General features: G+C 44.6%; 7 protein-coding genes and 1 pseudogene. 3 read left to right on the top strand and 5 right to left on the bottom strand.

The genetic code is table 11. The features are described 5' to 3' along the window. Window positions 1-415: pseudogene (locus WIG73_RS01635) on the top strand (hypothetical protein); the annotation flags it as partial. A gap of 2 nt (window positions 416-417) precedes the next feature. On the opposite strand, the gene WIG73_RS01630 reads toward WIG73_RS01635, so the two are convergent. From WIG73_RS01630 to WIG73_RS01620, 3 genes are all read right to left on the bottom strand, one after another. Continuing rightward, window positions 418-1,083 carry a response regulator gene (locus WIG73_RS01630; RefSeq protein WP_177677457.1) on the bottom strand — a complete coding sequence of 222 codons (666 nt, stop codon included), beginning with the start codon at window positions 1,081-1,083 and terminating at the stop codon, window positions 418-420. Window positions 1,084-1,086: 3 nt separating this feature from the next. Next, window positions 1,087-1,695: a GTP pyrophosphokinase family protein gene (locus WIG73_RS01625; protein ID WP_337399010.1), complete on the bottom strand. Its 609-nt coding sequence runs from the start codon at window positions 1,693-1,695 to the stop codon at window positions 1,087-1,089. Window positions 1,696-1,911: 216 nt separating this feature from the next. Then, window positions 1,912-4,503, bottom strand: coding sequence for an S-layer homology domain-containing protein (locus tag WIG73_RS01620; protein ID WP_249311845.1), 2,592 nt, complete (start codon window positions 4,501-4,503; stop codon window positions 1,912-1,914). Between the two features lie 277 nt (window positions 4,504-4,780). Here WIG73_RS01620 and WIG73_RS01615 point away from each other — a divergent pair, with 277 nt between their 5' ends. Together WIG73_RS01615 and WIG73_RS01610 are read left to right on the top strand one after the other, a co-directional pair. Continuing rightward, entirely contained in the window at window positions 4,781-5,536 is a 756-nt protein-coding gene (locus WIG73_RS01615; RefSeq protein ID WP_337399009.1) for a hypothetical protein, read from the top strand. Window positions 5,537-5,554: 18 nt separating this feature from the next. Next, entirely contained in the window at window positions 5,555-7,480 is a 1,926-nt protein-coding gene (locus WIG73_RS01610; protein WP_337399008.1) for a peptidoglycan-binding protein, read from the top strand. Window positions 7,481-7,521: 41 nt separating this feature from the next. Here the strand turns inward: WIG73_RS01610 and WIG73_RS01605 are convergent, their stop codons facing one another. Together WIG73_RS01605 and addA are read right to left on the bottom strand one after the other, a co-directional pair. Beyond that, window positions 7,522-9,801: a hypothetical protein gene (locus WIG73_RS01605; RefSeq protein WP_337399007.1), complete on the bottom strand. Its 2,280-nt coding sequence runs from the start codon at window positions 9,799-9,801 to the stop codon at window positions 7,522-7,524. 206 nt (window positions 9,802-10,007) lie between these two features. Then, window positions 10,008-13,580 carry a helicase-exonuclease AddAB subunit AddA gene (gene addA, locus WIG73_RS01600; protein WP_337399006.1) on the bottom strand — a complete coding sequence of 1,191 codons (3,573 nt, stop codon included), beginning with the start codon at window positions 13,578-13,580 and terminating at the stop codon, window positions 10,008-10,010. Window positions 13,581-13,589: the final 9 nt, after the last annotated feature.

Genomic DNA, 13,589 nt, shown 5'->3' with positions numbered 1-13,589 from the left:
CGCGCATTTTAAGTTTCAGCTCTCCCCGTTTTATTTGGCCATTGTTGCCTTTTGCTTTTCCATGACCATTGGCGTTTTGTGGGAGTTTTTTGAGTTTTTCTGCGACACAGTGCTCCATACCGATATGCAAAAGGACTTTATTGTAAACACCATTTCCTCTGTGACATTAGACCCATTAAAAAGCAACACGCCGGTTGTTATTAATGGAATCCACAGCGTTTCAGTGAACGGACAGGATTTGGGACTGGGCGGATATTTAGACATAGGACTCATTGATACCATGAAAGACTTAATGGTTAACTTTGTTGGTGCGGTGATATTCAGCATCATCGGATTTTTCTATGTGAAAAACCGCGGCAAAGGCAAGTTTGCCAAGCGGTTTATCCCAACCATTGACGAAGGTGGTAAAAAATAGGATTAATCTGAAACTTGCTTTAAATAAATCATGCCGCTTTTTTCCGCAATTTTTAAATCAGCGCCTGCTAAGGTCAGCTTTTTATTTAGAAATGAGAGGTAGAGCGGAATGATTTTTTCGTCTGTTTCAACATTCCATACCTTTTGTTTCAATTTTAATGTAGTAACCATCTGGTCTTTCTGCCCAAGCAAAAGCTTCATCACTTCAATTTCCTTGTTGCTGAGTTTAAAGGAGGTGCTGCCAACTGAAAGCTCAGAGGTTTCCATGTCTAAAACGAGATTGCCGCAAACAAACCGGCCTTTCTCTGCTGCCCTCTCCCTTGTCAAAACACGAATTCTGGCCAGCAGTTCTCCTATGGAAAACGGTTTTGTGATGTAATCATTTGCACCGGCATCCAACCCTTCAATTTTATCTAAAATGCTATCCTTTGCAGTGAGCAGCAAAACCGGGGTTTTAATCCCGTTTTCTCGTAGAATCTTAAGCGCCTCAATGCCGCTCATTTCTTCCATTAAAATGTCAAATATCATTAAATCATAGTCGTTTGCAAGACCCATTTGTGCTGCTATCTTTCCATTGGGAACATCGTCGGTTTCATATCCGTGTTTTCTCAGCATCCTGCTTAAGGATCTTCTTAGATCTTTTTCATCTTCGGCATATAACAGTTTCATGTTTCATTCTCCTTTTGCAATCATGTCGCGGATTGCCTGCATATCTACATCTGCCGACGCCATTTCGTCGGCACAGCGCTTTAGCTCCGAACAGATCAGGTCTTGATTTTGTATATGTTTTTTATATTTCATTTCATGCTCCAGGCTTGCCCAAAAGTCCATTGCAATCGTTCTAAGCTGAATTTCTGCGTTCACTCTTTTACTGCTTTCTGTTGTCCTAACCGGCAGGTTTACCACCAGGTGATAGCTTCTGTAGCCGTTTGGCTTTGGATTTTTAATATAATCCTTTTCAGACAAAATGTTTATATCTTCCTGTTTTTTTAAAGCTTCAGCAATTTGATAAACATCGTCAATAAACCCAACAATCACCCGCAGTCCCGCTATGTCATTTAAATACATTTGAGCAGCCTCCGCAGTTTTCGGCAATTTTTTTCTGAAAAGCTTTCCACAAATGCTTTCATCGGACTTAATACGGCTGTAAATATTCTTTATCGCGTTTCGTTTTTCCCGTATAATAATCTGCCTCTGCATAATCTCAAATCTTGATGTAAGCTCAATCACTGCACCCTCGTACAAAAGCATTGTTTCACTGTCAAAAAAGCTTTCCTGCAATTTTTGTCCTTCCTTTCCTGTGTCTTTGCTTTTATTTTACTTTTGTTTCATTAAATCAAGATTAAAAGTTTTTTGATTTATTATGAATGATGCAAGGGGGAGGGGTCTTGCAATAAAAATAAGCCGCAACGGTCGAAGCGGGCACAGATTGCTCTGTGCCCGCTTCTTCCTGCGGCTGTGTGATACCGGATATATTTTTTTTGTTGGTCGGCTGCTTTATCTTACGATTACGATTTCCTTAACTTCATCTTTGTAAATTCTGATGAATACGCGGCTTTCGTCAAGTTCATCGTACTGCGGGATGTCACCGGGTTCTACTACTTTAATCGGGCTGGTGGTTTTGTTTGAATTGAATTCATAAACCTTAACGCCGTTGATGTTGTAGTTAGAAACCGCACCGTCGTTTACAGACACGTTAATCGAGTTTGCAAACTTCTTAACGACTTTACCGTATACCGTTACCAAGTCTTCATTGATTGTCTGTGTGCCTTCTGTGGCTTTATCTTTTGCTTCAAATAATACTCTGATGCTTTCGATTTCGCCGGCAGCGTTCGTTTTGAACTGAATGATGTCGCCAGCGGCAAGTGCGTCGCCGTCTTCATTTACCAGTATATCGTCTTCTGCTGTTGTGAAGGTTTTCTTTTCACCGTCGATGAACGCGTAGAGTCTTTCCACTGTTTCATTGTCGCTGTTGATGGTTGTACCAATCTTTTCAACAACTGCTGCCGAAGCTTCTAAGTTGGCTATGCCATTAGAATTTGTAACAATGATAACTTTTGCTGTTAAATCTTCGCCTACATCATAGATGGATACGTCGTATTCTGTTTCATCTTCAAACAGGGAGATGGTTTCTACAGAATATTTATCCGGGTCGGTTTCACCTTCGGGGATATCAAACACGATTGTGTTGTTGTTTACATTGTAGCTTCCCAGTTTTTTCGCGGAAGCGCGGTATTTTAACGTATCTTTTGCATTCAGTGTGAACGTTGTTTTATCAATTGTACCAGAGCTTGTGCTGTCTTTCGCAGTGTTAATCTGTGTTAACACGCCCTCGCTGTTTGTTTCATAGGTTACAAGCTGCGGGTCAACGTCGCTGTCTGCACCGTTTAATGCTGTTAATACTTCGTTCGGCGTTTTGTTAGACTGGCCGTTGAACTTAATTTTGTCGCCGGAAGTCATAACTTTTTCTTCGCCGTTTTTATCAAATACTTTAATCTGGAGGTTTTTATCAAAGCCAGTTGTAAGGTCGGCTGCTACCAGGTAAGCGTAGTTGGAAGAAAGGCCGCTTGTAGCGTCAACTGCTGCGATGTTCCTGTCTTTATCCAGGTAGAAGGTGCCTTCGTCGTTTAAGTTCACATCTTCTGTATAGTTTGCAGCAATTCTGAAGTCTTCACCATTGATAACATATTTGTCGCCGTGAATTTCTTCAACTCTACCTGTTACGCTTTCGGTTGTAACTTCAACCATGATAATTGTTTTATCTTTGCTGGTTGCAACGGAGAGAACGTCCCATTCTTTCAAATCTGTGATATTGATTTCCTGTCCGCCTCTTGTGATAACAAACTTCACGTTCTTGTCTTCAGGGTCTAACACCAATGAAGGCTTGCCGTATTTGTCTGTTACTCTGTTGCTGGATGCAATTACTTCTTCAACTACATAGTTTTCATAAGACTCAATGAATACAACATCATAAACGTCGTCGCGGTCCTGGTCTAAAACTAACAGGCTGCCGGAAGCAGGCTGAAGTTCTGCTTTGTCAAATGCAATTGCTTTGCCGTTGAAAATATATTTTGCATCGTTCGATACGTTCACATACTGTGTTTTTGTATCGTTTTCTTTATCTTTCCAATAGTCAATTCTTAATTTTTCGCCCTCTGTAATTTTTTCAATGTCTTCAACATTGATTTTCATGGACGAATTCTTGTTTTTCTCAGCGCGGGCCAAAACGAGTTTTTCGTCTTTGTTGTCGTCTTCTCTAACATAAGCTTCTACATTGAAGCCTAAGAGGCGAGACGCCTGGGCCATTGCTTTGTTTTCAACTTCATATACGTTTTCGCCAATTCTTACTTCGTTGTCACGGAGTGAGCTTGAGCCGGTTAAGCTGCTTGTGCCAACAGCTGTAATCTGGCCTTTTACGATTTTTGTTTTCAGCTCGTCTTCTAAAAGAGTTTTGTCAACGATTTCGTAAGATTCGTCGCCGCCGAAGCTTGTCTGTTCCATTTTCTTAACTGTTAAAGAGTTGTTGGTCATCTGTGCAACCATGCCTCTAACAACTGCTGTGTCGTTGCTTGCAACTGCGTTTTTCGTAATTCCCTGCTGAGATGCTACCGAAATGTAGCCTGTCGGGAATCCGCCTTTTTTCTCTGCAGCAGGGCCGTGTCCGATTAAACGAACCAGAACCGTTGCAGCTTCTGCGTAGGTGATTGTGTCGTCAGGACGGAAGTTGCCTTCGTCGTCACCGATTACAATACCCTGGTTTGTCGCAACATTGATATAACCGTTTGCCCAGTGGTTTTCTACCACATCGGGATATTTTGTCGGATATTCCGAGTTTTCTGCAATGCTGCCAAGTCCCATAGAGGTTACTGCAACTTTAGCGAACTCAGAACGTTTGATTGTATCTTCAGGTCTGAAAGCGCCGCTTTCAGCGTCACCAACCATGATATCAAGCGCGCCTAAAACTTCAATTGCATCTGCATATTTTGAGTCTACTGCGTCACTGGGAAGTGCTGCAAATGCTGTTGCCCCAAAACCAAATGCCATACATGCTGAAAGTATAAATGAAGTCAATTTTTTTGCTTTAAACATTAAGATTCCTCCTTAGAATTTAAAAAAAATCTTTTGCCGTTCCTTTGCTGTCTGAGTGATGCGTATGCATAAAATATTTTATTTGGCAGAAAGCAAAGCCTGGTCTGCCATTCGTTATGTCTGTTTTATTTTGTCGTTCCTCGCTGCTCACAATATATACAACGTCAAACGGAAACAAAAGTTCCCGAAATATACGATGTAAAAATTGGAAATGCATGATTGGCATTTTCATTTCATATAGATAAACAGTAAAACAAAACGGAAAGGAAGCTTTTTTATGGCCACAATTCGAAGCTCACGATATTACGAAAATTTCGACATGCCGAAGCCAGATACTCAGACGCAGGAGGCTCCAAAACAGCCAGATATGGAGCCGGCGCCCTCCCAAATGACCCAAGAGCAGTCCGCTCCAGCTGGCGAAAGAATACCGGTACAAAATGAGTCGATGACTGAAACAGGGGAACCCACGCTGCCGCAAACTGAGCGATCCGCTAACAGAATGGAACAGGGCGAATCAATAGAGGATGGTCAAACGGAGCGCGTTACCCCCTCCCCCGAAGACCGCGAACCGATACCTGTGCCCGCCGAGCCGGCCAGCCCCAATGGAGAACTCGTTTTTGATGTTTCAAACGATGAATTTGCAGCAGAAAACAGTCAGGGTGAAATTTTAGTGCAGGCGGTTTCTGCCCGCGGAACACGTCCGGTGCCGGAGGCCGCCGTCATCATTTATAAAAACCGCGACGGCGAAAACAAAGTTGTTTCGTTTTATTTGACCGATGAAGATGGAAGGACACCAAATATTCCGGTTCCCGCGCCTGCAAAAGAAGATTCTCAGTCGCCCTCCGACACCCTCCCTTTCGCAGATTACAACATTGCGGTGCGCCATCCCATGTACTATACCGCTATGATCGATAACGTTCAGGTTTTCGGCGACGAGTTGACGATTCAAACCGTAGAGATGATTCCCCTGCCCGAATTTGTGAATGAGCGCGATACAACAAAGACCGTTGTAATTCCAAAACAAAACTTATAATAGAAAGGAGAAAACAACATGCCGGTAGGAGCAACTATTCCAGAATTTATTACCGTACATTTGGGACTTCCTGCATCCAACGCCCAGAATGTAACGGTTTCGTTTATTGATTATATCAAAAATGTAGCCTCCAGCGAAATTTATCCCACATGGCCGGAAAGCGCGCTGCGGGCAAATATCTATGCGCAGATTTCGTTTGCTTTAAATAAAATCTACACAGAATTTTACAGGGCACGCGGTTATAATTTCGACATTACAAATACGACGCAATATGACCAGGCCTTCGTTCCGGGCAGAAATATTTTTGGCGACATCAACCGCATCGTGGATGACATTTTCGACTCATATTTAAGAAGGGAAGGCTTTTTAGAACCCCTTGCTGCCCGTTTCTGCAACGGCACCACTGTCACCTGTGAGGGGCTTTCCCAGTGGGGTTCGGTCAGTCTTGCCAACCAGGGATATCTGCCCTACCAAATTATTCAATATTATTATGGAGATGATGTAAATATCATTACCGACGTACCTGTTGAAACATCGTTAGAGTCATACCCCGGCTATCCCATCAGCACCGGCGACCGCGGACCCAATGTCCGCCGGATTCAGAACTCGTTAAACCTTGTTTCAAAGAATTATCCGCTCATTCCCAAAGTTGTTCCCGACGCAATTTTTGGAGAAAGCACGGAAGAGGCGGTAAAAACCTTTCAGCGAATTTTTAACCTTACACCGGACGGCGTTGTGGGACGCGCTACGTGGTATAAGCTAGTCAGCTTAGTGGTAGGCATTAACCGTTTAAACGAATTAAACAGCATGGGCAACACCTTGTTTGGTTTATCGTTAGAATATCCCGATGCCATCACGGAAGGCGACACAGGAGAAAAGGTTTCCATTATGCAGCTGATGCTGAACATTTTAGCGGAGTATTATAACCAAATTCCCTTTGTGCCCAACAGCGGCTCTTTTGACCAGCAGACGCTAAACGGCGTTATTGCATTTCAAAAACAGTTTGGCCTGCCTCAAAACGGCATTGTGGATGACAGAACATGGGAGGCCATGTATAATGCGGTAAAAGGTATTTATATTGCCACAGACAACGGTCAGAATGAGGCCCCGGTTCAAATTCTTCCTTACCCAGGCACGCTGCTTTCTGCCGGAACCAGGGGTGACAGTGTCCAGGCACTTCAGGAATATTTGAACGGAATTTCCCTTGTGTATACGGAAATATCTCCTGTTACGCCTACAGGAAATTTTGGCCCCAACACTCGAACCGCCGTTCTAACATTTCAAGGACTGTTTGGACTGCCGGAAACCGGTGTGGTAGACCGCGAAACATGGGAAAGGATTGAAGAAGTGTTTATTGAAATCCGCGAGGGAGCACAGCCGCGTTTTGGTCAGTTCCCAGGTTATGAACTCAAGGAGGGCCAGGAAGACAGTGTACGCGGAATTGAGGTAAACACTGACAACTTAACCGGCCGACCGGTTTACTCCCTCCAACACATGCTGCGGTATATTAACGCAGAAAAGCCTCTGCCGGGCATACCCGACGGCATCTTCGGCGGCCAGACAACCGACCGTGTGAAAGAATTCCAAGCGGAAAACGACTTAAACGCTACTGGAACAGTGAACAGCCAGACCTTCAGCGCTATTCGGGACGCCTATAATAAAAAAACAGATGAACTGAAACAACCGGAGGGGGCATATCCTCACGGCGTGGTGTATGATCAACCGGAAACAGAGCAGGATATTTTATATGTCGCACAAGTAATGCTAAACAAACTGGCAGACACCTTTGCCAACATCTCCCGTCCGAACATAAACGGTGAATATGATGCGAAGATGCAAAAATCAATTTCCGATTTTCAAAAACAGTTTAACCTGCCTCAAAATGGGTTCGATAAAAACACTTGGGATCAGTTAACAAGGATTTATAACGAAATTAAAGCATAAAAAAGAGGTGCGAAAAAATCGCACCTCTTTATAATTTTTATTTAGTTTGCCAGAAGTTCCACCGATTTTACAAGAGGTATTGCAGACTCCAGTGTGTTCCAAGCAAAGATTTTTGCTTTCACCGCACCGCTGACGTTTGCAATGCTTAAAAAAGCCGTGTTGTTACCCGATGCAACATGTTCAACCCCAAGCAAGGAATTATCCGATCCGTAAAGGGCAATAATCGCGTCAAACTGCATTGTTTCGTCGTTTTCGGGATAGTATGTTGCAGTTGCCGTTACGGTTTCGTCTGTTAAGCTGCTGGTAAAGCTAAGCTGATAACCTGTAATCTTTATTTCAATTGGGCTGCTTTGCGTTTTTAAAACCGTGCCGTCGGCTTTTGTTCCAATAACTTCTGATTTCATAAACTTGCCAAAGTCGCTGCCGCGAAGTTCAAAGCTTCCTGTTGTGTTTGTGCCTGCCTTGGCATAGTGAACGCCGTCGCTTGACACATAAAAGTTATAATACTTTTCTAAAACTTCGCCAACGTTTGCGCCTGTTGTTTCTGTGGCTGTTAAGGTGTTGCCAACTTTTGTTACAGAAGCATCATAATATTCAGCGCCGATAGGTTCAAGTTTTATTTCGTCGATTGCAAGTTCCGTATCCTGCTCTGGCGCATCGCCATTCACGCTAAGGTACAAGTCACCAACTTTCTGGGCGTTCTGAACATTAAATTCCGCTGTATATTTTTTCCACTCAGTTGTAACGCTGCCGTTCGGAACCGTAATGCGGCCATAAGCTGGCGTTCCGCCTTCTTCATATTCCACCTTGCCGATATTGTGCATTGCAGACACCGTTGCAGTTTTTAAAGTGGAATTTTCCGTCAATCTCATCCAGAACGACAATCTGTATTTCTGCTGCTGTTTTAAGTTTACAACAGCACGCAAGCGCCGTGTCGTTCCCATTGTTTTTTCTGCATTATCGGGATCTGGATCGCTGCTCTTTCCACCTACTAAAGAAACTTTCAAATAATCTCCGCGGTCAGCGTTTGTGCCGTCGTCAGGGACAGCAGTCAGCGTGGTGAATTTATCTCCGGCCTCAAATGCAGGAACAGTTATTGTGCCGTTTTTGGCGTCGCCGGTAAATCCATTGTGGTTAAAGCTGCCGTTATATGGAAGCTCGTTCACCTCTTCTAAGCACATGTCATCAATATACCAAGATTCATAGCCGCCGCTTGTACAAGCAATTCCAATACGGTCGATTACAAATCCGTCCTTTGAATATGTTTCTTCCGGTACATTTTTCGAGCGTTTCGTGCGGAAGTAATATTCAAACTCGTGCCACTGGCCGTCTTGTTCATATTTTGTTTCAGGCCCATACATTTTCCCGGACGTAAACGAAAAATAATTTTCGTCCGAGGTAATAGCAGTATTGGTTGGGTTGTGCATAAAGGCCCTGACTGACCGAGAAAGGTTGTTCATTCTAACCTTTGCAGACAGGCGATATGTGGTAGCCGGCATTAAAGTTACGTCTGAAAAGAAAGCGCCCTGCTCGCCGCTGCCAACAATAAAAAGGCAATTATTTCCATCTAACTGCGTATGCTTTGCCTGATCATGGGGAAGCATTTTTGCAGCAAACACATCGCTTGTCCACGGGTCTGAGTTAGATGGCGTTCTTGCATAATTTGCGCTTAGACCGGAGGCAAGCTCAAAGCTGTCAGCCTGCAGAATTTTATTATCGGCAGGCTCGCATTTTAACTCGTCCATGATATATGTACCCTGTGCACCCACGCGGATTTCCAGTGTTGTTGCCAAATCGTCTGTTTTCGGATAATTCGCCGAACCGCCGTCTGCTGACGATGCCCAAACCCTTGCGTTCGGATTCATTTTATAATTGTCAATATAATATCTGATATAACCGTCTTCTGTGGTTTCGCCCGCTTTCATGACAAGTTCTTCATAGCCGTCTGCCGTTTCACCGTTTTTCAATGCGTCATGATAAAAAATTGCTTTAACCGTACCAAATGTGATTTCTTCCGGTTTTAAATAAACAGAAACGTTATAATTTTTGCCAACCACAGTCGACAAATCATACTTAAATGCGCCGAAACCGCTGTCGTCGCTCACAGTGACCTTCAGTGCACTGCTGCTTCCAAACACGCCGCCGCTGACTAATTCTTTCTTAGCGTTTGACACAGCTGTTCCCAGAGCAGCTTCGTCTTCCGTTTCAAATCCCAAATAAAGATTTTCAGAATAGTTTACCGCTGTATTTGCGGCAGCAGCCGGAAGCATAAATGCGCACAGCATCACTGCTGAAACCAAAACTGACATAATTTTTTTCATGCTTTTTCCTCCTTGTATTGTTCTATTTCAGCAAAGTAGAATTTGTTTGTAAGCATGCTTACAAACAAAGGAGTACTCCTTTGCCCATTATCACTTATCATTATATCATATTTCGTCAAATCCGCAACACAAATATTGCAAAATTCAACGGCATTTCTCAACAATTATTGCATATATTGCACAAAAATTCCTCTTATTCCAGAATTTCATAAAAAAATTGCCATATCTGCGTCAAATAAATATAGAATTTTGCACGCGACCCGTTTATGAAATATTTTTTCAGCAGCCATTTTGTAGCAATCCAGCTGAATTTTATACTTCTCCACTGTTTCTTCCGGCCGAAATGTTCTATCGGTTTTATAGTCGATGATGCACAGTCCGTCGTCGGTTTCCGCAACACAGTCGATAACGCCCTGCAGCATAATTTTTTTGTTGCTGTGAAACTCTTTTAAAAGCTCGTTTGCCGGCTCTAAAACGCCAAACATTACTTCCCGCCGCATTGTTTTTGCGTCAAGCATCAGCTTTCCGGCATTGGACAAAAAGAACTTTAAAATTTTGTCAGGGTTCACCGCGCCGGCTTCCTCGCCGGTTAAAAAGCCTTTGCTCTGAATGGCTTGAATCTGGCGGTGCACGTCCTCCCTTGTTACAATCGGCAGGGACAAATCCATGTGCTGCATAACCGTGTGATAGGCGGTTCCGATTTGTGCGCCCGTCAGCTTTCTTGACGGCAGGTTCAGCGTTTTCGGCGGCTGAAACAGATAAACGCCGCCCTCTTCTTCCAGCTCCTGAGTTCTGCGTTTTAACTCTGTTACCGTAATTTTTGACGGTAAAACAGTGTCTGCAGGGTTTGGATATTGATATTCCACCAGCGGCAAAATGCGGCTGACTACGCTCCTGTTTTCCTCCTGTTCAGCTTGGACCTCTTTTTCCTCCTGCGCAAAAAAGCAGGCCGCATTGTCAATAATTTTCAGGCAAAATCTGCTGTCGTCCATACAGATTTGCCGTTCCGTGCCGCACATTTTGCGGAGTACCCCAAAGTCGGGGTGGTTTAATACCGCCGTCAAAATCCAGTCTAAATAAGAGCTGCACTCTGACAGCAGTCCCGCCGAAATTTTGCGTTTTTTTCCGGCCTCCGGGCAGGCGTTTACTTTTTTTTCAACGGAATTTACTGCCCCCACTAAAATCAGCTTTTCTTTTGCCCGGGTCATTGCGACATATAAAATCCGCATTTCCTCAGCCACACATTCCGCTTTCAAAACGCTTTCTAAGGCAACCCTGGGCGCAAAGGGATAGGTAATTCGAAGTTTTGTGTCCACATATTTCGGCCCATATCCCAGACCTGCGTGGAATAACACGCCCTTTTTTAAGTCCATCATGTTAAACTTGCGCTCCATGCCGAACAAAATAACCACCGGGAACTCTAACCCCTTGGATTTATGAATGCTCATAATGCGCACCGCGTCCTGCTCTGCGCCTACGGTTTTTGCCGCATCGAAATCCCCGCCGGCAGCGGTATAATCGCTGATGAACTGAATAAAGCTGTATAATCCCTTCAACCCCGTACTCTCAAACTCTTTTGCACGGTTATACAAAAGTCTTAAATTTGCGCGACGGATTGCGCCGTTTGTCTGCGTCTGCTGGGCGTCGTAAAACCCGGTGGTGTTGTAAATTTCCATCAACAGAGCGCTGACGCTCATATATTTTGATTTGCCGATAAATTCCCGAATAAAATCCAGCACTTCCCGGGCGCCTGCCCCCTCGGGGGAATCTGTTTCTGCACAAATTTGCATGGCCTCGTAAAAGCTAACGGTTTTATCGCAGCACCGAATGCGCGCTAAGGTGTCTGCCGTGAACCCAAACATTACAGAACGCAAAATGGTTAAAAGCGGCAAGTCTTGATATGGGTTGTCGATGACAGACAGCATGGCAATGGCCGCAGTGATTTCCGAGCTGTTTAAAAATCCGCCGGTGTTTTCAGAAAAACAGGGTATGCCCCGCTCCGACAACGCGGCGGCCAAAATTGGAGCGGAGTCTTTCACGTTCCTTGAAATAATGCAGATGTCGCTGCAGCGCAGTTTTCTGTAAACGCCGTCAGCAAAAATCTGCTCCCCGCCCTCTAAAAGGTCTGCAATTCGGTCTGCTGTGAACATGGCCTCCAGCTCTTGCTTTTCCGCATCTTCCGTCTCCAGATCAGCCGCTGTTTCTTTGATGGCGGAAACGTCAACTAAGCACAGCTCTGTGTCTGTGTTCACCGGGCTGACTGCCCTTTCCGGAAACATTGCACCGGGGTAGAGTTTTTCGTCTTCGTTATAGTCAATCTCGCCGGATTTCTCCGACATAATCCGTTCAAAAATGTAGTTCACCGACGAGAGCACGTTTTCCCTGCTTCTGAAATTTTTTGAAAGAATAATTTTACGGTCTTTCGCGTCTTCCTCTTTTAAAAACGTGTCCCGCTTCTCTTTAAACAAAGACGGGTCGGTGTTTCTAAACCGGTAAATGCTCTGCTTAATGTCCCCTACCATAAACAGGTTGTCCTTATCTTTCACAGCTGAAAAAATTGCTTCCTGCAGCCTGCTGGTGTCCTGATATTCGTCAATATAAATTTCATCATAATTTTTTTGCGTTTGAATCGCTGTTTCGGAAAGGCCTCCGTTTTCATCGGTTAAAACGCGGAGGCACATGTGCTCGCAGTCGTTAAAATCGAGCATGTTCTTTTCCAGTTTTCTTTCTAAAAACCGGTCTGAAAGTCTTATTACCACTTGGGACAGGCACCGCATTACAGGATAGGCGTTTTGAATTGCCTCGGCCTGCTGGGCGGCTGTAATCGGCATTATCTTTTCCCGGATTTTCCCAATCCGCTTTTTTTTAATCCTGTCCCGCATAGCGTTCACGGTGTCCACATACTTTGGAACCAGGTCTTTCGGCACTCGGGGCCTTGTCTGAAATGAAACGTCCTCCACTGCGGCTTTTAAACCGTCGTAGGTTTCCTGCATGGCAGCTTTTTGGCACAGTTCCCGCTCCTCCATCAAAATGGACTGGTAGCGCGAAAGTCCGTCTTTTTCTGTTAGCGCAATCATCAAGTCATATTCGGATACACATTTAAAAAGCTCTGCTTTGGCCTCTTTCAAAACAAACCGGCACCACACCGTATCTTCAAAATTTTCGTTTTCGCGAAACGCCTCGGCCGCCTGTATGAGCCACTCCTTTGGGTTTGGCAGGCTCATGGCAAACAGAAACAGAGAATGTATCAGCTCCCGAAAGGCTTTATCATTTGCCTTTGCGTTGGCGTAGGACTCTAAAAGTTCAAAAAAGTCGCCGGCATAAGTTTCATCGTCATACATCTCTGTTAAAACCTCGTCCAGCACCTCGTCGCGCATCACCGCGTTTTCCGTGGGGTCTGCAATGCGGAAATCCGGCGGGAGGTTTGCTGCCACAAAGTTTCTGCGCAAAAGGTCAATACAAAAAGAGTCGATGGTAGTAATCTGTGCTTTTTTAATCAGCAAAAGCTGGTTTGCCAAAAATGAGTCCTCCGGATTTTTCTCCGCGAGGACGGTTAAGGCGGAAATAATCCGCTCCCGCATTTCGGCAGCTGCGGCGTTTGTAAAGGTTACCACCAGCAGTCTGTCCGCCGCAATCGGCGCGGTTCTATCCGTCAGCCGGGCAATAATTCTGCCCACAAGCACAGCGGTTTTTCCACTGCCTGCGGCTGCTGACAGCAGCAGATTTTGATGGTTCGATTCAATTGCCGCCTGTTGTTCTTTTGTCCAGCTATTTGCCACAAAAAACGC

The sequence above is a fragment of the Congzhengia sp. genome (assembly GCF_037235575.1).
Lineage (GTDB): Bacteria > Bacillota > Clostridia > UBA1381 > UBA9506 > Congzhengia > Congzhengia minquanensis.
Note: the sequence above shows the minus strand (reverse complement) of the source record. Positions and strands in the feature narration are given on the sequence as shown.